Genomic DNA, 22576 nt, shown 5'->3' on the forward strand with positions numbered 1-22576 from the left:
ATGGATTGGTTCAACGATATTTTGGAAACGGGCGGTGAGCTGATTGGCGGTGCTGTCGATACCGTGGGTGAGTTGGCGGGTGGTGTCATTGATTTGAAACTGCAACAAGAAACGAATCGCGCAACATCGGCAGACCCAAGCACACACCGCGCTGAAGAAAACAACTATCAACAACCTAACGGCGATGTAGTAACGCCAGTGATTCCGCAACCTAATTACGCGATGTATGCAGCGGTTGGCGGTGGCGTTTTGCTGCTGCTTGGCGTGGTTTACTTAGCCGCAAAGAAAGGGGGTTAATGTGCCTTTATTAATTCCGGTCTTTGCGGGTGCGGCGGGCTTATGGGGCGGCTTTGTCATCAGTGATGGTACAAAGCGCCTTTCATGGCTGATTGTTTTAGGTTTAGTGGTGTTCGGATTGTTCAAAATGGGGGTGATTTAGATGCTACCTGGTCTAGGTTCTTTGACGAACAGCGGCTCAATGCCTATTACTGGCGGCGCCGCTACGGCAACCGCCACCAATACCACCAACGCGGGGCAAACTGTTGGTGGGATTAGCATGGGTTCGAGCAATCGAGGCGGTGTTAATCCTTGGGTAATCGGCGGTATTGGCGCACTGGTCTTGGCTTATGTGGTGCTTAAAAAATGATTGAATTGGTTTCTGATAATCCCAGCGCATTAAAGCGTTTGAAAGTCGCGTTCAGAGCTTGCCCGCAAGACTTTGCCAAGTTGCAAGGAGAAGTGAAAGCAGGGCGCGTCAGCGTTTACGAGTTAAGTGGTGATAGTTACCGCGTAACTGTGGCGGGCGAGATTGACGGTGATTCTTACTTCTTATGGGGCGTATCAGGTCGCGGGGTTGTACCTGCTATGCGTGAACTCTCGAAGTACGTCAAAGAGTCCGGCCTAACGTCTATCAGCGCAGAAACCTATTTTCCATTGGTGGCTAAATTGTGTCGCCGCCTAAGCACTAAAGAACACGAACGCGGGGATGTCACTCGCATGGAAATGAGGGTTTAGTTATGGGCGGTAAGTCCAAATCAAGCAGTTCAAGTAATACCACCAATGTCACAGGTCAAAATGCCATTAGCGGCGACAACCTTGGGACAGCTATCAGTGGCGTGAACAACTCAACGATTAACGTGGAATCGGTCGACCACGGCGCGGTGCAAGGTGCGTTAAAACTTGGTGAGGAAATTATTTTTTCCGCTGAAAGCATGCATGAAACGAACGCCGAGTATTTAGCGAAACTCAACGGGCAAAGCATGCAATTTGCCAACGCTTCATTGGAAGAATACAGCGCAACCAATAGCGAAAACTTGCAGATGATGGCGGGGCTTGCGGGCAATCAAGCCGCGCAGAATTCTGAAAGCCTAGGTGCTGTTATGGAACTTGCAAAGTTCAATCAGGACAGCGGCCAAAGTGAGCAAAGTGAAATGAATTTGTATTTGATGATGTTCATTGCGGCGGTTCTGGGATTTGTAACCTATAAGGCGGTGCGCTAATGGAATTTGAACTGATTCAAGGGCAGAAAATCCCTGTCACGCTGGATTCTGAGTGGATTTTCGTTGAGCACGCCACAGGTAAAGTTCAGTTTGAAATTGAAGCAACAGGTCAAATTTTTTCGCTAACTCAAAAGTCACTCTACAAATACACAGGCACTCGATTTGGGCGCATTTTTGTATCTGGCGTTGGTCGCTTGGTGTTTGAACACGGTGTAGGAAGTTTCACGCCGTCTATGGAAGGTCAAGCCGTCACGGTGAGTACCATGCCAGCGATTCAACTGGCCGAGAATCAACAAATCAAAGCCTTGATTGAGGCTTTGCCGTTAATTGGTTTACAGCCTGACCAGCGCATCCATGTAGACAGCATACCGGAATTGATACTCGCGGCAGGTCAGCGCGTGGCTATTGATTCGATGCCTGTCATGCGTATGGCTTCCAATCAAGTGATTGGCTTTCAAGCCTCCAATCTACTGGCAAGCCAAAAACAGGTCATGCCGTATTCATTGCCTAGAAATAATGACCGCCGCAACTTGGTGCTATCCGCGCCGAAAAGTAATGTCGGGGTGATTGTGGTCAATGGCGGGTATGAATTGGAAGCGGGCGAAAAGCTAGAGTTGGCAACGCGAGAAGCGGTGACCTTTACAGGTGACGACACCGACCATATCAGCATTATTGAAGTGTGAGACAACCATGAATCCAATTATTGAAAACATGCCGCAAGGCAATGAACGTAACAAAATCGAATATCTGGCAAGCCTTATTGAGAATTTGAAAGAAACTGTGGAAACCGTGGCGACAGTGCCGTTAATTCCAAAGTTGCCCGAGCATCCTACAGTGTCCGCTGACGATGATGTTGTCGTTTATTTTAATACCACAGATAAGCACTTCTATGGTTTTAACGGCGCAGAATGGCGACAGCTGGATAACGAACCATTACCCATGGTGGCGCGTTACTTATGGGCAACCAGTTACTTTCAACTCAAAACCAAAGGGCGAATTTATCGAAATGATGAGATCTCGTTTTCTTTCCAAGCGCCGAACGCCGATGAATTCTATTGCGCCACCGATGAGCTGTTAATCATGTCACCAAACATCACGATTTTGCGTGATGGTGCGGTGTATGGCTCTCAAGTCGGCAACTACAACGAATCCACGCCTAATACCATTTGGTATCAAACAGGGCGAGAGATTATCTATCTTGATGGTGTTGAACTGCCGTCCGGTAGTGTTCTACCAACAGACGGCGCGGAGCATGAGTTTCTGTATCGCTACATCAGAAACCCAGAGCGACCACTCGAAGACGACCACTTGGATTACTGGGATACGCAATATTCCATGATGCGCGTGAACATCAAGGCGTGGGACTTACGTTACAACACCCGAGACATGCAGCACCATTTCCCAATGGATGAAGAATCAGGAAGTGCCATTAAAAACATGGCTCATTCTGACGGCTCGCAAGACAGCGCGATTCAGCTATTTGTGGCAGAGAACTGGAGCTAATTATGCGCTTGTACTTACTCATTTTCATTTTATTTGGAGGGTTCTTATTCGTCATGACTAAGAAAACTATTCGCGGCATTCGTAACAACAATCCACTAAACATTCGTAAAGGTAACAACTGGCAAGGCGAAAGTTCGGTGTCACGAGATACGGCATTTGAAACGTTCAAGCACCACAAGTTCGGTTTTCGAGCGGGCGCTAAGGTCATGCGGAATTATCAACGGTTGCATGGTTTAGACAACCTAGGCGAAATGATTAACCGCTTTGCACCGCCAGTCGAAAACGACACCAAGAACTATGCGCAGTTCGTGGCGAAACAGGTCGGCGTGGGCGTGAATGAATCTATCAACTTGCAAGACGATGAGCTTTTAGCTGATGTGCTTCATGCCATGTCGATTATGGAAGTGGGTCACCATTACTCACGAGCTGACGCCATGCAAGGTGTCAAACTAGCATAAGGAGTGCAACATGATATTTGAAAACTCAACCTTTAAAGGCTTGGCATTGTTGGGTTCAGTGGTTGCTGCTGTTACTGGGTATGGTCATTTGTTCAGTGTCGAAGTGACGGAAACAGGCGTTAATTACGGCGGTGCGGTTGGTTTGGCCATTCCTGCGGTGCTGGGCGTATGGGAAGCTTTACCTGACTCATGGAAACCAGAAAAAAGAGCAGGGGATGTGTATGGAAAGCGTGATATTTAGCGCCCTAAGTGACTGGGGTTTTTCACCTCAGTTCTTAGCGTTAGCGGGCTTGATGGTGGTGAACTTGAGAAACCAGAACCACATTATCAAAGAAATCACCAAGGGCATGAGAAACGTATCTGACCGTGTTTTAGTGCTCGAAACCAAACAAAATGAAAGCACTTAACTTGTAAAATGATGTTGATAAAGGGCTAGGGCATGCGAGCCGATTCAAACCCTACCTATTAATAATTCACACAGTATTAATTAGGCTGATAAGTTACTTGTGTTTATTCACATCCTTGTTAACGAAACAGTGCTCCTTTGCTTGCTGCACTGGAAACCAAAAGGCGAACTCATTGATTGAGTTCGCCTTTTTTATAGTTAACTAGCCATATGCACTATTTGGCTAGCTATCTTCACTTTGATTTTTCTTATCTTCAAGAGATAGGGTTTCTCGATTAACTTCAATCTTACGATTAACTTCTTCTATTTTATTGGCTACGTTTAATTCATCTTTGTTCTTGGTCTCAGGGTTACAAATACATTGTATATCTCCTCCTGAGGCTATAAATAAGTCAAGTTCTTTAACTGCTCTTCTTAATTCGGCTACTGAGCTACTTTCGTCTTCACTATCAAGTAACTTTTTGGCTACCTTATCATGAAGTTCATCTTCCTTCTTTTTGGCTTCGTCTTCTGCAATTTTGATAGCAGCATCTATCGCTTTTTGAGATTCTTGATTGTTGATAGTGCCTCTTAATTTTTTAAGTCCTTCATAAGCAACTTTAGTTTCGATTACGGTCGCCCCTGCATCTAAAAGGTGGTTTATTGCTTCACCAATCATATTAATAGTTTCGATATTGGCAAGTAAGTCGACCAATATTGAACCATTACCAGCACCAACAACCTCCATATCTTCAGGGGAGTGGCCATTCGCCATAGAGAAGCCTCTACCTATCGTGTGCCATTTACTTGCCCATTGCTGAAACTCAACAACATTAGAAATTGAAGCACCGTTGTCAAAATGAAGACGAGTCAAAATTTTGCCATCTTTAGTCGGTAAATCAGAACCTTGTTCCTCAATATCGTTGACAGGTAAAATATCAAGAAGAGTTGTAAAATTCGCCTTAGCTGTAAGAAATATCTGATATGACTGTTTTAGTATTCCTGCACTAATATTAGGGTCGCCGTTTAGATGCAAAACTTGAGATAGGGAGTCTTGAGATTTGGATAACAATAGAGAAAGCCCAACGCTCTCTAAGTATTGCATTTGGGTATCAGACAGTGGTTTGAAATTTACCTTTTTTAAAGTGTTTAATAAGTGATCCACTGCTGCTCTAATTCTTTCTTGTTTAGTAGCTTTTCTTTTCGAGTTGGCAGCACTATCTAAGTAGTTGATAGAAATTTTAAGTGCTTCATCGAGATTAATAAAGTGGTTAGTTTCTATGAACCATTTTGATAGCGACCTTAGTTCTGAAATATTCATTGTTACTCCTTATAATTTTCAAAGGACATTATCAGAATAAGTAATTGAAAAAAATGGTTATCTTTCAAAGTTTATGAATAAAATAAGGAATTTAGCTTAGTTTATGCTTGCTCGGTATCCACGGGGCAGATTTCATTCGGCGCCCGCCACGAAATGGCAGTAGGTTATCTTTCGCGGGTTGCATGATTGGGTTATCAATGCGGCCATGTAATTCAACAAGCTGACGGTGCTCATCACGCCAATATACGAAGCTGTCCAATTCCTTTGGGCTAAATTCTCGGCTTTCGGGTGTGATGAAGACACCACGAGCTTCATCAATTCTAAAACCACGCCAACGAATATCATTAGGTAAGTAGCCAAGCGCTTTAATCAACAGTAGCTTTTCAGCCATTGGATTTATCGCAACGGTGCCATCTAGCCAGCGGCGAACGGTAGCTACATTGACATGAAAGTACTCAGAGCCTTCACGAATCGAACTGAATTCACGCCAGAACAATTCCTTGAACGAATGATGAAACATGAAGCGCCTCACAAAGTGGTTAGCGAACAAAAAATAATTTTCGGCTACAAAAAGTAAAACCGAACGCGACATTTTGCAGCAGTCCATTTTTGGGGTGCAAAACGATAACCGTCGAAAGTTTAACGCTGACAACCATAGCTAACTCAAATGACTTGAATAGACATCAAGTGGAATAGTGCGTGAGAGTTATCAAAGACTTACAAAAACAAACCCCAAGTTTTTACTAACCATTTCAGTATGTTAAAAATCAATACCTCAGTGCGTATTATGTATATTATGTTAAATGGTGTTTGGTATTTATAAGGCAGGTATCTTTGTGCGATGCCCTGCCTCTTGTTTATCTACCAAATCGATGTTCTATTTAACAGTAAGGCTATTTACCATAAAATACCTAATAAACATATTTCCTAATCTTCGATTAAGAATACGTTTATTAGACTTCAAGCATTAATCGATCAATTGCTTCTGTGATCTCTTTAGTTCTTACTGGCTTGGTCACGAAATCATTCATGCCGACATCTAAGCACGAACATTTGTCTTCTACTGATGTGTGTGCTGTTAGCGCAACGATTGGTGTTTTGATGTTTGCGTCTCTCATGTATTTGGTTGTGGTTAATCCATCCATGACCGGCATCGACACATCCATTAAGATAATGTCTATTGATTCGTTGCCTCTTTCAATAAAGCCAATCGCTTCTTCACCATTACTTGCGATGAAAACCTCGTGGCCTTGTCTTGTAAGGATTAACTTTATCACCATTTGATTCGTTGGATTGTCTTCGACAACTAACACGGAATAACGGCTTCTTAACTCTCGTGAAGATTCGTCTTCTTTGTTAGCCAGATTATTCGTAACTCTAGTAAGCACTGGCAACTGTACTTCGAATTTGGAGCCTTTTCCAGGCTCACTCTTTACCGATATGCGCCCGCGCATCAGTTCAACCAGTCTTTTAGTGATGGCCAAGCCTAAACCTGTGCCACCAAATCTACGTGTGATTGTGCTATCAGCTTGCACAAATGGACTGAACAGCGACGAAAGTTGTTGCGAGCTAATGCCAATCCCTGTGTCTTCCACCGTTATATAGAAAGAGCTCTGCTGGTACTTTATAGAAACATGGACATGCCCACGCTCAGTGAACTTAATCGCGTTACCGATCAAATTAAATAGGATCTGTGCCAAGCGACTTGGGTCGATGTAATGAAGTTCACCTTCAGGGATATCGCTAGTTACTGTTAGTGGCAAACCTTTATCGTCTGCTGTCTTCTTTTGTTCAGATAATACAAAAGTTACAGTGTCTCTTACGTTGCTCCATTGAGGAGCCAACGAGAAACACCCAGATTCAATCTTAGAAAAATCCAATACGTCACTGATAATTGCCAGCAATAGCTCAGATGATGTGCTCATATTAAGCAGTATAGACTGTTGTTCTTCGTTCAATGATGTTGATTTTAGGGCGTCTATTAGGCCAATTATGGCATTTAGCGGTGTTCTTAATTCATGACTCATCATCGCGAGGAATTCAGACTTGGCCTTGTTGGCTCTTTCTGCGTCTTTTCTTGCTGTGACAAGCTCTGCGGTACGTTCTCGAACGGTTGCTTCAAGCTTTTCTTTGTTCTCAATATCGAAAACAGCACGCTCTATCAACGGTCGAAAACGGTTTAGTGTGGCCTTAGTTTCAATACTAAAGTGCTTGGTATTCGAGTGGATAAAGATGATGACGGATTGTGTTAGTCCGCTATCGATACCAGTAATTAGAACAGAGTTGATTTGATCGAGGATAATGGGATGTAAGGAATTGAATTCACCCAGAGACTTGGGTTCAAAAAGGATGGCGCATTCTCCATTGATCACTCGAGATAACTTGCCACAATCACTCCAATTCATCTGTTCGAAGACTTTGTTATTGCTTAGCAGGGTTTTGAAACTGCCTTCGTTCCCTACCCTTGATACCACGATAAAGTCATCAAACTTAATGTATTTTTTGAGCACGAACTCGAGACTGGAGAATATCTCAGATATGTTACTTGCCTTACTGATCGCAGAGATGGTTGATAAGATCACCCTGTTCTCTTCAGCCAGCTTTCGCTCACGGGCTTTTAGTTTTTGCAGTTCAATACGTGCTTCTTGCAGCGCTTCTTGACCTTCAGAACCCATTACTTTTTCAACCTATAAAACGTTGCAGACGATACCATTAAATTCCCGTGTGCATTCTCGCCACCAGAGAGCCTGCCTTGTTCACCAAACGTAAATGGACATATGTATGGGAGCCCGTTAAGTGCTTGATTTATTTGGTCACAAACCTCATCCATATCTTGTTTAAGGTTCAACATTGGGCCTGCACAAAAGATATTGATCGCCCCTAGTTTCTCTTCAAGATCCATGTCGTTGTAGTATGAGGAGTGAATGATATTCGCGGCGCGGCTAATCAACTGCTGCTTAGACCCTTGCATCAGGTAGATGGTGTCGCCTTCACTGATGTCTGTGAACAGCTCAATCCCATTACACTCCGTCTCTCTGATCGAATGAGACAATTTGAAATATGGGTAATCGTAAGAAGAGCCGACTTTCCTGCCTAATGGGTAGACTGACGACTTTTCGAATATGTAGCCATCATCACTGCCATCTAAGTGGAAATTAGTCCATTCGTTGTAAACGGTGACGGCTGGCCTGTGGTCTATCTCCAACAAAATTCGGTTTCTTACTTTGGTCACGGTGCCTGAATACCGCGTAGGCGTATGACCCGCGCTGAAAGAGGAATAGATGGACTGAGACGCAAACACTACCGTTAAAGACACACCATTTATAGACAGCGACTCTTCGGTGAAGATACTCCAATTTCCGGAAACCTGGTTGTCTGCAGCACTGCCACCAATAATTGGCACTTCAGTACCAAATTTCTTATCGATAGCCGCCATCACCTTTTCTTCGTTACCCGGTGTGGAATGCAGCAAGATAAGATCAGGAATTTCACCTTCTCGGTTGGCGTTCTTGAGTGCTTTGTCTATCGCGCTGAAGGTACTGCGGTCTATGGAGTCGCTGAAATGTTCGATTCCCGTACCATAGGCGTTGATCCCCGAGTCATGAATAATGAGGACGCCAATGACTGGACCAGAATGAAAACCAGTTTCGGTCATAATGCCGTGACAAGTAGTACAGCCATGTATGGGAGTGTTCGGGAGAGCATCTACGAAATATCTCTGCACAGCGAGTGTCGAATACTCTTCTGTGCAGTAGCAAATAAGACAAGCAATATCGTCAGGGTTTTCCACCCCGCTGAGCAACTCATCTACTGCGATTTTATCGTCTAGGGAGTAAGAGACTTTTGATAGAAATTTCATAGATTCTGGGTAACTTTATTAATGCTCTCTTTATAACACTTTAATGCATTGTGTTTCACTGATTTGGTACATGTTTCTATCAAAAGAACCGAGGTGTGCCCCAGTTTCTCTCTGTTACTCCTTAGAAAGGTTTACAGAAAACGTGCTCACCTGTTGTGGAAATGTAACCGTTATTGAGGAGGTCTTATCACTAGTTTGTAACAGCCAATTTGATGGTCCTTTTTCTTCCAGAATTCCGCTTTCATTATAGCTAATGATAAATTTGCCAGTTTTAGATGTTTCGATCGAATACCCTAGGTTATTGCTTGAAACTGAAACATTATGATTATCAATACCAAATTTACAAGGTTTTGAAACTATACAGTTTACTGTTTCGTTATTATCGTATGTTACTGTTCTCCAAGTAAATGCAGCTATTAAAATAACCAACATGACGATAATTTGAACAAGCCTGCCTTTTGTTAGCTTTTGTGCCGCCATTATAATCTTTACTCCTTGTTACAAAGTTCAAAGTTTTTAAATAAAAATCCAATTCCAGACCAAGCGTAAGGTTACTACTCTGTCATTGATTTGTTAATTCAAGTATAGTGTCGCGTTGAAAATGCCACTTTTTTTTAAAATCAGCAAGTGGAAATAAAGCCCTGAATAGGCTGAATTTCCTTTTCTAATTTGGGTGGCATTACGACGTGAGTCGTGTTGGAAGTAAAGTGTAGTAAATAAGAAATTGGAAGCATGCAAATGAGCCAAGAAAAGCAGCTTGAACAAAACTACAACTATACGGTCGTCCGTCAATTTACCCTAGTTACAATTTTGTGGGGTATTGTCGGTATGGGCGTTGGTGTTTTGATTGCCGCTCAATTAGTTTGGCCACAGCTAAACTTTGATACGCCGTGGTTGACGTACAGTCGTTTACGTCCCCTGCATACTAATGCGGTTATTTTTGCGTTCGGTACAAGTGCGCTGTTTGCAACATCATATTATGTTGTACAACGTACCTGTCAGACGCGTCTCTTTGGTGGCCCTCTCGTAGCCTTTACCTTTTGGGGTTGGCAAGCGATTATCCTGTCCGCTGCAATTACTTTACCGTTAGGTTTAACCTCTGGTAAAGAATACGCAGAACTTGAATGGCCAATCGATATTGCTATTACTCTTGTGTGGGTAGCTTATGCGGTCGTGTTCTTCGGAACCATGATTAAACGTAAGACATCGCACATTTACGTAGCAAACTGGTTCTTCGGAGCCTTCATTATCACGGTTGCCGTGTTGCACATCGTTAACAGCCTAGCTGTTCCTGTCTCTGCGTTTAAATCGTACTCGATTTATTCCGGAGCGATCGATGCAATGGTGCAATGGTGGTACGGACACAATGCGGTAGGCTTCCTATTGACAGCTGGTTTCCTAGGCATGATGTACTACTTCGTTCCTAAACAAGCTGGTCGCCCTGTTTACTCTTACCGTTTGTCGATTGTTCACTTCTGGGCTCTCGTGTCTCTGTATATCTGGGCTGGTCCTCACCACCTACACTACACTGCACTTCCTGACTGGACTCAATCTCTAGGTATGGTTATGTCTTTGGTTCTGTTTGCTCCATCTTGGGGTGGCATGATCAACGGTATTATGACTCTATCTGGTGCGTGGCATAAGCTTCGCTACGACCCAATCCTACGTTTCCTAATCGTTTCTCTATCATTCTACGGCATGTCGACTTTCGAAGGCCCAATGATGGCAATCAAAACGGTTAACGCACTATCTCACTACACGGACTGGACTATCGGTCACGTTCACTCTGGTGCGTTAGGTTGGGTTGCAATGGTTTCTATCGGTTCGGTTTACCACTTAGTTCCTAAACTATTTGGTCAAGAGCGTATGTACTCTGTATCCCTAATCAATGTTCACTTCTGGTTAGCAACGATTGGTACGGTTTTCTACATTGTAGCAATGTGGATCTCTGGCGTGATGCAAGGTCTGATGTGGCGTGCAGTTAACTCTGACGGTACATTAACTTACAGCTTCGTTGAATCTGTAGAAGCGTCTTACCCGTTCTACTTTGTACGTTTCTTAGGTGGTTTCATCTTCCTATCTGGTATGTTCTTAATGGCATACAACACGTACAAAACTGTTTCTGCACCTAAAGATAGCCTTAAAGCTATCCCTCAACCGGCTTAAGGAGATTTAGAATGAGCTCAAATTCAAATAATCGCCATGAGTTGGTAGAGAAGAATGTTGGCCTACTAGCGATTCTTATCGTTATTGCTATCAGTTTTGGTGCTTTAGTAGAAATTACCCCACTTATTTTCCAAAAGCAGACTACTGAACCTGTAGAAAATCTACGTGTTTACTCTGCTCTGGAAATGGAAGGTCGTGATATCTACATTCGCGAAGGTTGTAACGTATGTCACAGCCAAATGATTCGTCCTTTCCGCTCTGAAACTGAACGTTACGGTCACTACTCTGTAGCTGGCGAAAGCGTTTGGGAACACCCATTCCTATGGGGTTCTAAGCGTACTGGTCCTGATTTAGCGCGTGTTGGTGATCGTTACTCTGATGAGTGGCACCGCGTTCACCTTATCGACCCTCGCGAACTTGTTCCTGAATCAAACATGCCTGGTTTCCCATGGCTTGCTGAGAATGTACTTGATGGCAAATTGACTAAACAGAAGCTTGAAATCTTCCGTAATCAATTTGGTGTTCCTTACACAGACGAACAAATTGCTAACGCTAAACAAGATGTTGAAGGAAAAACAGAGATGGATGCAATCATCGCTTACCTTCAATCGCTTGGCCACGCAATGAAATAAGGAATAATTATGGACATTATTACATTTCAAAGTGTTTGGACTGTTACTGTTTTTGCTTGTTTCATCGGCATCGTTTGGTGGGCTTTCGGTAAAAATCGTAAGTCGCGCTTCGACGAAGATGCAAACCTAGTGTTCGCTGATGAAGCACCTGCGAAAGATAAAAATCAAGGAGTGACGAAGTAATGAGTACATTCTGGAGTATTTGGGTAACAGTAATCACAATCGGTACATTGATTGGCTGTGCAGCCTTACTTCGTTGGTGTTCCAACGATAAAACAGGTGTAGAAGAAGGTCAGGATATGGGCCATGAATACGATGGTATTCGTGAGCTTAATAACCCGCTACCTAAATGGTGGACATACCTTTTCGTTAGCACAATTGTGTTTGCAGCTGTTTATCTAGCTCTATACCCAGGCCTTGGCAACTTTAAAGGTCTACTAGGTTGGACGAGTTCAAACCAAACAGTTCGTAGCGTAGAAGAGTCTCGCTCTGCAATCGCTGCTGCGCAAGCCAACAAACAGTTAGACGCATACGCGAAAGAGCTTGATGATGCAGACACCTACTTTGGTGAAGCATTCAGAAAGCTAGCTCACGACGAAAATGGTCTACGTTCCGTCCCTGACATTGCATCAGATGCTGATGCAATCAAAGTGGGCCAACGTTTGTTCCTACAAAACTGTTCTCAGTGTCACGGCTCTGATGCACGTGGTCAGAAAGGTTTCCCGAACCTAACTGATGACGCATGGTTATATGGTGGTGAACCACAAGCTATCGTTACTACCATCATGCATGGTCGTGTCGGTCAAATGCCAGGTTGGAAAGACGCTCTTGGCGAAGAAGGCGTAAAAGAAGTAGTTAGCTACACGCTTAGCCTTTCTGGTCGTAGCGTAAACGCACGTGAAGCAGAGGCTGGTAAAGCTCGCTTTGTAGTGTGTGCAGCGTGTCACGGTACTGATGGTAAGGGTAACCCTGCTGTTGGCGCCCCTGACCTGACTGACCGCGACTGGCTATTCGGCGATTCTCGCGCTGATGTGACGGAAACAGTCATGTACGGACGTTCTGGTGTAATGCCGGCTTGGAAGGACATCCTCGGTGAGGATAAGGTTCAGCTCGTCTCTGCCTACGTCTGGAGCCTCAGCAACTCAGATAAAGAGTAACATAATAATAACAGCCCCTTCTTAAGGGGCTGTCTTTCTTTTACAGTTATAACCTTAAGTGTTTGTAAAAATTAGTTTTATTTCATTGTATATATTGAGAATAATAATATGGAACAACCTTGGTATAAGCAGTTTTGGCCGTGGTTTTTGATCTTCCTAACCGTTGGCGTTTCTATGCTAACATTGGTTCGAGTCGCGATACTTACCAACCATTCAGTTAACGTTGTCACTGAAGATTACTATAAAAAAGGTAAAGGTATTAATGTCGACATTTCGAAAGTAAATGTTGCTAAAGAGCTTGGCTTATCAGCTTCAGTTAGCGAGAAAGGTAACTCAGTTATCATTACTCTCGACAAAGGCAAACTAGACCACTTCCCTGCTATTAGCGCAATGTTCGTGCACCGAACGTTGCCTGACCGTGATTTTACTCAGCTACTGACCGCTGATGCGAGAGGCAACTACACGTTGACTCTGGATCATGAAATGCAAGGTCCATGGTTTATCGAGCTTTCTCCGCATGATTCTGAATGGTTAGTGCAAGGTCGCATGAACTTCCCTATTGATACTCCTACTCAACTAACGAACTAAATCTTATGTGTGAATCCTGTTATCACTGCGGTGAAGATGTACCAGCGGAAACGGATTTTAAAGTAGAAATCTTAGGATCGGTGCGACCTATGTGTTGTCCGGGTTGCGAAACCGTAGCCCAGACAATCGTTGATAGCGGTCTGGTCTCTTACTACCAATATCGTACCGCTCCAGCTGAAAAAGCGGATCTCGTGCCAGAGCAGCTTCTGGCACTCAGTCATTACGACAACGAAGATGTTCAATTGGAGTTCGTCCGTAACTCTGAAAACACCTCTGAAGTGACATTGTCACTAGAAGGTGTCTCTTGTGCTGCTTGTGCTTGGCTTATTGAAAAGCAAGTCTCTTCAAAGTTAGGGGTTGTTAGTATTCGTGTTAATACCACGACTAACCGCGCCCTGCTCAGTTGGGACAACACTCAGACGAAACTGAGCGAGCTGTTGTCTGCAATACATACCTTAGGCTACAAAGCCGCACCTTTTGAGGCTGATCAACAAGAAGCCGCCTATCATCGATCGATGAAGAATTATCTCTATCGTCTTGGTATTGCTGGTTTAGCAACCATGCAGGTCATGATGCTGGCTGTGGCGTTGTATCTTGAAGTCTTCGGTAACCTTGAGCCCGAATTCAAAAGCTACTTCCGTTGGGTGAGCTTAATCTTTGCAACACCGGTTCTGCTCTACTCTGCATTGCCTTTCTATATCAACGCGTGGCGTAGCCTCAAAGGTCGAACATTGGGTATGGATGTACCTGTGTCGATCGCTCTTTTGTTTGCCTACGTTGCAAGTTTGGTCGCAACGGTGACAGAGAAAGGTGAAGTATTCTTCGAATCTATCTCGATGTTTACCTTCTTCCTACTGCTTGGTCGTTTCCTTGAAATGCGCGCTCGTCGTAAAGCCGCCGCTGCTAGTGGTAACCTGCTTAAGCTCGTTCCTGCTATGGCAACAACGTTAGATGGCGAACAAGTTCCAGTCAAAACCTTAAAAGTTGGCGACCAAATTCGCGTTCTACCGGGTGAGCACATTCCTGCCGATGGCAAAGTATTGTCTGGCAGAGTTCATATCGATGAATCGATGCTGACTGGCGAATCTATCCATGTGGTCAAAAACGAAGGCGATACCGTCTTTGCTGGTACATTGAATGGTGATGAATCATTTGAATTGGAAGTAATGACGTCAAAAGCGGATTCGGTTATTTCCAATATCGTTCGCCTGCAAGACGAAGCGCAATTGTCTAAACCCCGCATTGCAGAAATTGCTGATGTTGTGGCTCGATACTTTGTTGCGGTGATCTTAATCATCTCATTCGGTACTTGGTTTTACTGGCACCAAACACGACCAGAAGACGCTTTCTGGATCATGCTTTCGGTATTGGTAGCAACGTGTCCTTGTGCTCTGTCACTGGCAACACCGACGGCGATTACTTGTTCAACGTCTCGCATGGGTAACTTCGGTATTTTGCTGCGCAAAGGCCACGTATTCGAAACCTTGTGCAAAGTGAATCACTTGATCATCGATAAAACAGGTACATTGACTGAGGGTGATATTCGTATCAGCCAAGTTGAAACCTTCGCTGAACTTGATAAAGACACTTGTCTCAAAGTAGCGGCGAGCCTGGAACAACACGCTAACCACCCTATCGCTAAAGCGTTCAAGACTCATCTTTCTGATGAGATCGAAGTAGAGTCAGTTAATAACGTGATTGGTTCAGGTATCACTGGTGAGTGGAATGGCCAAGAAGTTGCGATTGGTAGTAGTGAATTCATTCTAGGTGAAGCTCAACCATCGGAAAGCAACGGCATTTACTTGTCGATGGCGGGTCGTCATATCGCTACATTTACTTATGAAGATCCAATCCGTAAAGAAAGCATCGAGTTTATTAAGCAATTTAAAGAAGCGGGCATCAAAACAACTCTGCTTACTGGCGATTCTTTGATTAACGCGAAGCCTGTTGCTGAAGAGATTGGTATTACTGATATTGTTGCTAACGCGAAACCTGAAGATAAACTTGCTTACCTGAACTCTCGAGATGCAAGTGACATTACCATGATGGTTGGCGATGGCATTAACGATGCCCCTATTCTTGCAGGTGCCCACCTTTCTGTCGCTATGGGCGGCGGTACAGACGTGGCGAAAGCTTCTGCGGATATGGTGTTGTTGGGTGATAAGCTTGATAGATTACTTAAGTCGCGTACTTTGGCGTTAAAAACGCGTAAGATAATTCGTGAAAACCTAGCATGGTCATTGGGATACAACCTACTCATCCTTCCATTGGCCGTTGCGGGTTTGGTTGCTCCATACATTGCCGTTGTGGGCATGTCTGCCAGCTCTATTATTGTTGTGTCTAACTCGTTAAGGCTTTTAAAAGAGCAAGGTAAATAATGGAAAGTTTATACATTCTGATCCCCATTGCGATTGTTCTGGTGTGCATCGCTGTTGGTATTTTTCTATGGGCGGTGAAGAGCGAACAGTTTGAAGACCTAGAACGTCAAGGTCACAACATTCTGTTTGATGAAGACGAAAAGGCTCACAACCATTCTGATAGCAAACCTGTCAAGAATGAGAAAGCTAACGGCGAGAGCCAAACTAACGTAGACAAAAAGAACGATGACGCCTGATTGGATCGGAGCCTTTGTTGTTGGATTGATCGGCGCAGGTCACTGCATGGGAATGTGTGGTGGTATTGCGTCGCTTCTTTCGATTGGCAACAGTAAACCTTCCCCTGTTATTCCCCTACTTTATAACCTAGGGCGCTTGCTAAGTTATGCCGTGATTGGTGGTGTGATTGGCGGTGCAATCTCTTCGATAGGTCAGCTAAGCGATTTTAACGCTCTGCTAGGTTGGCTGCGATTATTTGCAGCTGGCTTTATGATCGTCTTAGGTTTGTATATCGGTAAATGGTGGTTCGGCTTGTTGTTCTTTGAAAAAGTCGGGCAGAAACTATGGCGCTATATCTCTCCTTTAGGTAAATCATTTCTACCCTTGAAGCACCCTAGCCATGCTTTGCCGTTTGGCTTTATTTGGGGTTGGCTACCATGTGGCTTAGTTTACTCAATGCTTACGTGGGCGGCCGTATCAGGAAGTTGGTACAACGGTGCCGGTATCATGCTTGCTTTCGGTTTAGGTACGCTTCCAGCAATGCTCACAGTAGGCATGGGCGCTAATTTCCTCAAAAAACTGCAACAAGCTGACTTATTTCGCCAATTAGGCGCAATTTTAATCCTCCTTTACGGTTTCTATACCGGATATATGGCATTGCAGCTCATTATTTATACCGTATAGGTAATCTTTAAATCCGGTTTTTTTACTACCCAACTGGATAAAGGAATGCTAAAATATTGACGTATATCAAATAGTGAAAGATTGTTATGATTTCTGAAAAGCCTGTGACGAAACGTGTTCAGTCTGGTGGCTGTGCGATCCATTGCCAGGATTGTAGTATTAGCCAGCTCTGTATTCCGTTTACTTTGAATGAATCTGAACTCGATCAACTTGATCAGATCATTGAGAGAAAAAAGCCTATTCAAAAAGGCCAAGAGTTATTTAAAGCCGGTGACGAGCTTAAATCTCTATATGCTATTCGCTCTGGAACGATCAAGAGCTACACGATTACCGAGCAAGGTGATGAGCAGATTACTGCATTCCACCTAGCGGGCGATCTTGTTGGCTTCGATGCGATTACTGGTGACCAACACCCTAGTTTCGCACAAGCGCTAGAAACTTCTATGGTATGTGAAATCCCATATGAGATTCTTGATGACCTATCAGGAAAAATGCCTAAATTGCGTCAGCAAATTATGCGCCTGATGAGTAACGAGATTAAAGGTGACCAAGAAATGATTCTGCTTCTTTCTAAGAAGAACGCGGAAGAGCGCCTTGCTGCATTCCTTTACAACCTTTCTACTCGCTTCTCTCAACGTGGCTTCAGCCCGCGTGAGTTCCGCCTAACGATGACTCGTGGTGATATTGGTAACTACCTTGGTTTGACTGTTGAAACAATCAGCCGTCTTCTAGGTCGTTTCCAAAAAGCAGACATCTTGAGCGTTAAAGGCAAATATATCACTATCGAAGATCACGATGCGTTGATGGAACTTGCTGGCGTTTCAAAAGAATAGTCTAGATATCAATGATGTAGTTCAATAATGAGCTACATCATGTTTCTCTCTTAAAACCTCTTATATTTCTCTTAATCTCTCCATAACTACGCTACATTATTTATATGTTCGGTCTGAAAAGTAGGCTTAGTTATGAGTATCTATAACAAAATTTTAGTTGTCGCAGACATTAATCACGATGAGCAGCCTGCTCTATTTCGTGCTATCCAACTTGCTAAGAAAAGCACCTCAACAAGCCACATCACTTTCTTTTTGTCGATATACGACTTCTCGTATGAAATGACATCTATGCTCTCTATCGATGAAAGAGACGCAATGCGCAAAGGCGTAATTCATCAACGCGAAATTTGGATGAATAAAGTCGCAGAACCTTACCTAGATGATTCTATTGAATTTAATGTACAAGTGGTTTGGCATAACCGCCCATACGAAGCGATCATTGCCGAGGTTTACAGTGGTGAGCACGACATCTTAATCAAAGGTACGCGTAAACACGATACTTTGGAATCTGTCATCTTCACTCCAACCGATTGGCATCTGTTGAGAAAGTGCCCTAGCCCAGTGCTATTGGTTAAAAACGATTTCTGGCCAGATCACGCGAAGATTTTTGCTTCAGTTCATGTAGGTTCTGAAACAGAAGCTCATTTAGAGCTTAACGATACGATGGTCGACAGATTGCTAGAGATCACCGGTCGTTTGGATGCGGAACCGTTCTTGGTGAATGCCTACCCTGTGACACCTGCGAATATTACCATTGAACTGCCAGAGTTTGATCCAACGTCTTATACCGATGCGGTTCGTGGCCATCACTTAACGGCAATGAAAGCATTGCGCCAGAAGCACGGTATGTGTGAAGAACAAACTGTGGTTGAACAAGGCTTGCCAGAAGATGTTATTCCTCGCGTCGCTTCTGAAAATAACGCTGCGATGGTGATTCTGGGTACAACGGGTCGTACTGGCTTGTCTGCCGTGTTTATTGGTAATACCGCGGAACATGTTATCGATAAGATTAACTGTGATGTGTTGGCTCTTAAACCGTCTGGTTACGTCAGCCCACTAGACCCTAACCTTTCGAAAGGTTAGGTCAGGGATAGTTTAACTTATAAAAAAACGCCTCAAGCATTGCTTGAGGCGTTTTTGTTTGTCTGTTGTAGGCGCATCTATTGCTCTACAACGATTATTCTTATTATACGTTCGTTACGTCGATGAACATTGACTCATCGATGTTAGAAGATGAAATTTCAGCTTCTTCGAATTCGTACGCTTTGCGGTCTTCACTACGGTCTAGTGGAAGGTTCACGAAGTCAAACAGCTCGCGGTCAGCCAGTTGGCTTGGACTTACGTTCTGGATTGACTTGAAGATCTTCTCAACACGACCTGGCGTTTTCTTATCCCAATCAATTAGCATCGCTTTAATGTTCTGACGCTGTAGATTCTCTTGAGAGCCACATAGGTTACAAGGAATGATTGGGAACTCTTTATGTTCTGCGTATTTGATTAGGTCCGTTTCACGACAGTAAGTCAGTGGACGAATAACAACGTTACGACCATCATCTGAACGAAGCTTTGGTGGCATAGCCTTTAAGCGCGCACCGTGGAACATGTTTAGGAACATGGTCTCAACGATGTCGTCTAGGTGGTGACCCAGAGCGATCTTAGTTGCACCAATCTTCTCTGCGAATGAGTACAAAGTACCACGACGAAGACGAGAACATAGGCCACACGTTGTTTTACCTTCTGGCACTTTCTCTTTAACCACTGAATACGTGTCTTTATCTACGATGTAGTAAGGAATGTTCAGCGTTTCAAAGTACTCAGGAAGAATGTGTTCAGGGAACCCAGGTTGTTTTTGATCTAGGTTTACTGCCACAACATCAAATTTGATCGGTGCTACTTCACGTAAACGTAGCAAAATATCTAGCATCGCAAATGAATCTTTACCGCCACTAATACATGCCATTACTACGTCATTCTCTTCGATCATGTTGTAGTCGATGATGGCATTTCCAACATTTCTTCTCAGACGTTTCTGAAGTTTGTTGAATTCAAGTGTTTCTTTTCTATTATCGTTTTGGTTCATTGCGACTCTCACACCGTCGTATTACCGACTGTAGATTGCTAGTGGGACTGTTTTAGGGCGTGGATTATACGGATTTTTATTTAATGTTGAAATAGTAACGGCAGGATAAACAAGCTGAGTAATAGAAAGATTCTGCTTTTATTGTTCGATAAGCTCCCTAGCTGGTAGAGAAACGCGGTTTCACATGCTCTCGGTTGGTATCGCAGATAAAGAAAAGCAGCCTGATCTAATTCGATGAGGCTGCTTTAAGATATGTCGTAAAAGCTTAGGGGAATGATTCCGCTAAGCTTTTACTTCACTAACAATGATTCCGTTAAAAACTATTGCGCGGGAATGTACGGCAATACGCGAACTGTTGGTTCTGGTAACGTGATGCTGTCACTTCCATGAAGTTCTTCTAAGGTGAATTTCGCTCGCCCTTCTTTGATTGGTAGTTGCTTACCATTTGAAAGCTCGATGTTGCCTTCCAGCTTATTAGCGAACTCTAGCGTTAACCCTTGGATATCTGGCGTGAACCAACCAGAGAACATGCCGCTGACGTCTTCAAGCATCGCCTGCATCTGTGGCAATAGATTTTCTATCTGTGTAACTTCAACAGTTTCAACTAAAGGCTCTTGAGTCATCACGACCAAAGAATACGCACATTCTTGTTCTTGAGTTTGTACAAAGATAAGAGGGTTTGCTGAACGAAGGTTTTGATCTACCGGTAGAAGCAGTTCATTGGCTGGAGAGACTTTTAGCTCTTCGTAGTGCTCTTCTTTTTCCATCCAAGCTTTGCTGATGTGACAGGTTTGCTGAGCTTGTTGATCAACAAAGAAGACCGCAACTTTGACATCATCATGCCCTTCTTTGGTGTTGTTTTTCAGCTGAGTATAAAGCTTAGAATACGTGAACATGTATTCTTGCGCTGTAGCAGGAAGAGAAACCCCAAGGCTTAATGAGGCTAATAAAGCGAGTGCTGTCTTTTTCATTATTATAATCTTGTCGAAGTTGAGCGTTTATAAATAGAAAGAGCAGCCAATGAGCTGCTCTTTTTGTGATATTACTGGTATAAGCCGACTATCGAAGGCAACCAAGTTGGTATCAAAATGAGTTACTTTTTCCAGTATACCTCGTTGTGACGGATCATAGCTTGTAAATCAGTCACATAGTCGGAACCTCGCTCAGAATATTTTAACAAGCCATTGGTGAGCTCTGTCGCCGTTGCGGTTGTTAAAAGATCATCACCTTGCGCATCAAGTTTTGCACGAATCACTCTTAGATCGGCGTAAGCACGATTACGATTAAGGTTCATGAAATACCGATGTACGGATTCTTGGCTTGAAGAGAATGTTGCGACTTCATGCGAGCTACCTTCGTTACGTTGTAGCGGAACAAGGCCACAACCTTTGGTGTAACACCAGTGTCCAAAATAGTTATTTGCTTTAGTGGCGAAACGAGATGTACCCCAAGCTGATTCATTGGCCGCCTGAGTTAACACAAGCGCTTCAGGTAGCACGTTTACACGATTCAACATTTCTTTCAGCCAAGCGTCATCTAAGCCCGATGAAGGTACAGGCAGGCTATACAGCTTCCCTAGTCTCTTTGCGTATGACGCGTCTTCAGAGTCAACATTGTTCAACCCCGTCTCTGAAAACTTGGTTAGAAACGCACGTTCTTTGGTGATTCGCTTGTTTTCGATGTTGATACTTGGGCGAAGATAAGAAAAGAAGGTGTCTTTCTTTTTATTTACATCTTCAATCGCTGCGAAATCTGGCTTATCAGAAGAGACGGTCAAGTCACCAAAGTTTTGCTCTGAGTCTGGAGCCTTTTGCCCCGCTCGCCTGCGCTCTTCTTCTTGTTGGTAAAGCATTGGGCCAACTAACGAGATCGAGCCAACTAAGGCTAATGCTGTCACTTTTAGCGCAAGTGATTTACTTGCGCTTAATTTAGAGTTGTTATGCATCGAATACCTGTGGGTCTTTATTGTTGCTACCGTTGTGGTCGTCGTCGCTCTTTGGTCTGTCTGACGCGATCAGTTTGAGTTTAATGCCAAACATCTCGCGGTAAAGAATCCCTTTCACGTGGAAGAAGAAAGGTAAAACGAAGATAAGGCCAATGCCGTACATCATTGCCGCGACGATGAACATCAGCATTACTAATAGGTAGATAGAAGCAACGGTGAAGATTTTTTTGTTGACAGCACGCAGAGAAAGCAGCAGCGATTGCATTGGCGGCACTTTCTTATCACAAATCAGCAGAATCGAATGGCTGAACGCCAGTGAGAAGTAGATAGACAAGAACGGCAGAATCATACCTGCGATGCCTTGAAGCATTAGGCTAAACAAAGTCACTAGAATAACCGGAACCGTAAACTGCAAACCTTTACCGATGTGGCGTACTTTGGTTTGTAGGCCAGCGGCGTGACTCATTGCCATTAAACAGATACCCGCATAGATAGGCGCACTGATCACTTCATAGCTAAAGTTCGCGATAAAAATCGATTCAACGATTTGTGGCGTAAACGACTCTGGGTCGATAACTGCATCTAAGATAACCGCGGGATCACCAAGCTGTAGTTTTAGTGCGATATAAAAGATAGCGAGCTGCACAAACATCAAAGCAATAATCGCTGGGGAAAACGAAAGAAAGTGACTTATCGTATGTTTCCAAGCTTCTTGGAATACAGCCGTTGCTTTGAGCTCATAATCGCCAGAAAGTGCACGGTTGATACTACCGCCCAAATTAAAATCTTTTTCGATGTCGTTGTTCATATTGATACCTAGGTGTGCCGATTAAGCGAAGCCACCTAACTTATTGATAAAAAATTACCTTCAT

General features: G+C 43.7%; 29 protein-coding genes. 20 read left to right on the top strand and 9 right to left on the bottom strand.

Going from position 1 to position 22576, the window contains the following annotated elements:
• Genes AB4329_RS10480 through AB4329_RS10525 form a run of 10 tightly spaced genes read left to right on the top strand, consistent with a single transcriptional unit; the run spans nt 1 to nt 3867 of the window.
• Nucleotides 1-297 carry a hypothetical protein gene (locus AB4329_RS10480; protein WP_372138257.1) on the top strand — a complete coding sequence of 99 codons (297 nt, stop codon included), beginning with the start codon at nt 1-3 and terminating at the stop codon, nt 295-297.
• A gap of 1 nt (nt 298) precedes the next feature.
• The gene (locus AB4329_RS10485) at nt 299-439 is read left to right on the top strand and encodes a hypothetical protein (protein ID WP_186437088.1); all 141 of its coding nucleotides are present in this window, start codon (nt 299-301) and stop codon (nt 437-439) included.
• On the top strand, nt 440-646 hold the full coding sequence (locus AB4329_RS10490; RefSeq protein WP_016789806.1) for a hypothetical protein: 207 nt from the start codon (nt 440-442) through the stop codon (nt 644-646). It abuts the gene before it with no gap.
• Nucleotides 643-1014, top strand: coding sequence for a DNAase (locus AB4329_RS10495; protein WP_372003135.1), 372 nt, complete (start codon nt 643-645; stop codon nt 1012-1014). Before AB4329_RS10490 ends, AB4329_RS10495 begins: the two co-directional genes overlap by 4 nt.
• Nucleotides 1015-1016: 2 nt before the next feature.
• Complete coding sequence (locus tag AB4329_RS10500) at nt 1017-1499, top strand: chemotaxis protein (protein ID WP_372138260.1); 483 nt, start codon at nt 1017-1019, stop codon at nt 1497-1499.
• Complete coding sequence (locus tag AB4329_RS10505; RefSeq protein WP_372138262.1) at nt 1499-2182, top strand: hypothetical protein; 684 nt, start codon at nt 1499-1501, stop codon at nt 2180-2182. The genes AB4329_RS10500 and AB4329_RS10505 overlap by 1 nt, the downstream gene beginning before the upstream one ends.
• Nucleotides 2183-2189: 7 nt before the next feature.
• Nucleotides 2190-3002, top strand: a complete 813-nt coding sequence (locus AB4329_RS10510) for a hypothetical protein (RefSeq protein WP_372138263.1) — start codon at nt 2190-2192, stop codon at nt 3000-3002.
• Nucleotides 3003-3004: 2 nt separating this feature from the next.
• Nucleotides 3005-3460: a structural protein gene (locus AB4329_RS10515; protein ID WP_372138265.1), complete on the top strand. Its 456-nt coding sequence runs from the start codon at nt 3005-3007 to the stop codon at nt 3458-3460.
• Nucleotides 3461-3473: 13 nt separating this feature from the next.
• The gene (locus AB4329_RS10520; RefSeq protein WP_372138295.1) at nt 3474-3701 is read left to right on the top strand and encodes a hypothetical protein; all 228 of its coding nucleotides are present in this window, start codon (nt 3474-3476) and stop codon (nt 3699-3701) included.
• Complete coding sequence (locus AB4329_RS10525; RefSeq protein ID WP_016789813.1) at nt 3682-3867, top strand: hypothetical protein; 186 nt, start codon at nt 3682-3684, stop codon at nt 3865-3867. The genes AB4329_RS10520 and AB4329_RS10525 overlap by 20 nt, the downstream gene beginning before the upstream one ends.
• A 222-nt stretch (nt 3868-4089) precedes the next feature.
• On the opposite strand, the gene AB4329_RS10530 is transcribed toward AB4329_RS10525, so the two are convergent.
• The 5 genes from AB4329_RS10530 to AB4329_RS10550 all read right to left on the bottom strand — a co-directional run bounded on the left by AB4329_RS10530 (nt 4090) and on the right by AB4329_RS10550 (nt 9505).
• Nucleotides 4090-5166 carry a hypothetical protein gene (locus tag AB4329_RS10530; RefSeq protein ID WP_372138266.1) on the bottom strand — a complete coding sequence of 359 codons (1077 nt, stop codon included), beginning with the start codon at nt 5164-5166 and terminating at the stop codon, nt 4090-4092.
• A 91-nt stretch (nt 5167-5257) separates the two neighbouring features.
• Nucleotides 5258-5686 (bottom strand): phage protein, encoded by a 429-nt coding sequence (locus AB4329_RS10535; protein WP_372138267.1) that lies wholly within the window; start codon nt 5684-5686, stop codon nt 5258-5260.
• 433 nt (nt 5687-6119) lie between these two features.
• Nucleotides 6120-7841 carry an ATP-binding protein gene (locus AB4329_RS10540; RefSeq protein ID WP_229647983.1) on the bottom strand — a complete coding sequence of 574 codons (1722 nt, stop codon included), beginning with the start codon at nt 7839-7841 and terminating at the stop codon, nt 6120-6122.
• The gene (locus AB4329_RS10545) at nt 7841-9025 is read right to left on the bottom strand and encodes an FIST signal transduction protein (RefSeq protein ID WP_017063855.1); all 1185 of its coding nucleotides are present in this window, start codon (nt 9023-9025) and stop codon (nt 7841-7843) included. Before AB4329_RS10545 ends, AB4329_RS10540 begins: the two co-directional genes overlap by 1 nt.
• 114 nt (nt 9026-9139) lie before the next feature.
• Nucleotides 9140-9505, bottom strand: coding sequence for a hypothetical protein (locus AB4329_RS10550; protein WP_017059645.1), 366 nt, complete (start codon nt 9503-9505; stop codon nt 9140-9142).
• A gap of 252 nt (nt 9506-9757) precedes the next feature.
• Between AB4329_RS10550 and ccoN the strand changes: the two genes are divergently transcribed.
• The 10 genes from ccoN to uspE all read left to right on the top strand — a co-directional run bounded on the left by ccoN (nt 9758) and on the right by uspE (nt 18762).
• Nucleotides 9758-11191: a cytochrome-c oxidase, cbb3-type subunit I gene (gene ccoN, locus AB4329_RS10555; RefSeq protein WP_009846707.1), complete on the top strand. Its 1434-nt coding sequence runs from the start codon at nt 9758-9760 to the stop codon at nt 11189-11191.
• Nucleotides 11192-11202: 11 nt separating this feature from the next.
• Nucleotides 11203-11823, top strand: a complete 621-nt coding sequence (ccoO, locus tag AB4329_RS10560) for a cytochrome-c oxidase, cbb3-type subunit II (protein ID WP_017059643.1) — start codon at nt 11203-11205, stop codon at nt 11821-11823.
• Between the two features lie 9 nt (nt 11824-11832).
• Complete coding sequence (locus AB4329_RS10565) at nt 11833-12006, top strand: CcoQ/FixQ family Cbb3-type cytochrome c oxidase assembly chaperone (protein ID WP_004733679.1); 174 nt, start codon at nt 11833-11835, stop codon at nt 12004-12006.
• Nucleotides 12006-12980: a cytochrome-c oxidase, cbb3-type subunit III gene (gene ccoP / locus AB4329_RS10570; protein WP_017063857.1), complete on the top strand. Its 975-nt coding sequence runs from the start codon at nt 12006-12008 to the stop codon at nt 12978-12980. The genes AB4329_RS10565 and ccoP overlap by 1 nt, the downstream gene beginning before the upstream one ends.
• A gap of 108 nt (nt 12981-13088) precedes the next feature.
• A complete protein-coding gene (locus AB4329_RS10575; protein WP_017059641.1) occupies nt 13089-13568 on the top strand; it encodes a FixH family protein in 480 nt (159 codons plus the stop codon).
• 5 nt (nt 13569-13573) lie between these two features.
• Nucleotides 13574-15946 (top strand): heavy metal translocating P-type ATPase metal-binding domain-containing protein, encoded by a 2373-nt coding sequence (locus tag AB4329_RS10580; protein ID WP_029235846.1) that lies wholly within the window; start codon nt 13574-13576, stop codon nt 15944-15946.
• Nucleotides 15946-16182, top strand: coding sequence for a cbb3-type cytochrome oxidase assembly protein CcoS (ccoS, locus tag AB4329_RS10585; RefSeq protein ID WP_017070549.1), 237 nt, complete (start codon nt 15946-15948; stop codon nt 16180-16182). The genes AB4329_RS10580 and ccoS overlap by 1 nt, the downstream gene beginning before the upstream one ends.
• Nucleotides 16172-16846 (top strand): sulfite exporter TauE/SafE family protein, encoded by a 675-nt coding sequence (locus AB4329_RS10590; RefSeq protein ID WP_017059638.1) that lies wholly within the window; start codon nt 16172-16174, stop codon nt 16844-16846. Before ccoS ends, AB4329_RS10590 begins: the two co-directional genes overlap by 11 nt.
• Nucleotides 16847-16932: 86 nt before the next feature.
• Nucleotides 16933-17679 carry an FNR family transcription factor gene (locus AB4329_RS10595; protein WP_017059637.1) on the top strand — a complete coding sequence of 249 codons (747 nt, stop codon included), beginning with the start codon at nt 16933-16935 and terminating at the stop codon, nt 17677-17679.
• Between the two features lie 132 nt (nt 17680-17811).
• Nucleotides 17812-18762 (top strand): universal stress protein UspE, encoded by a 951-nt coding sequence (gene uspE, locus AB4329_RS10600; protein WP_017066876.1) that lies wholly within the window; start codon nt 17812-17814, stop codon nt 18760-18762.
• A 103-nt stretch (nt 18763-18865) separates the two neighbouring features.
• Here uspE and ttcA read toward each other — a convergent pair whose 3' ends face one another.
• The 4 genes from ttcA to AB4329_RS10620 form a co-directional block, all read right to left on the bottom strand.
• Complete coding sequence (gene ttcA, locus AB4329_RS10605; RefSeq protein ID WP_102320198.1) at nt 18866-19759, bottom strand: tRNA 2-thiocytidine(32) synthetase TtcA; 894 nt, start codon at nt 19757-19759, stop codon at nt 18866-18868.
• Nucleotides 19760-20079: 320 nt separating this feature from the next.
• Nucleotides 20080-20730, bottom strand: a complete 651-nt coding sequence (locus AB4329_RS10610) for a DUF2987 domain-containing protein (protein ID WP_102320199.1) — start codon at nt 20728-20730, stop codon at nt 20080-20082.
• Between the two features lie 122 nt (nt 20731-20852).
• Entirely contained in the window at nt 20853-21704 is an 852-nt protein-coding gene (locus tag AB4329_RS10615; protein WP_372138269.1) for a glucosaminidase domain-containing protein, read from the bottom strand.
• Nucleotides 21697-22512, bottom strand: coding sequence for a membrane protein (locus AB4329_RS10620; protein ID WP_017063864.1), 816 nt, complete (start codon nt 22510-22512; stop codon nt 21697-21699). Before AB4329_RS10620 ends, AB4329_RS10615 begins: the two co-directional genes overlap by 8 nt.
• Nucleotides 22513-22576: the final 64 nt, after the last annotated feature.

This window comes from Vibrio sp. 10N.261.54.A5 (genome assembly GCF_041471145.1).
Taxonomy (GTDB): Bacteria; Pseudomonadota; Gammaproteobacteria; order Enterobacterales; family Vibrionaceae; genus Vibrio; species Vibrio crassostreae_C.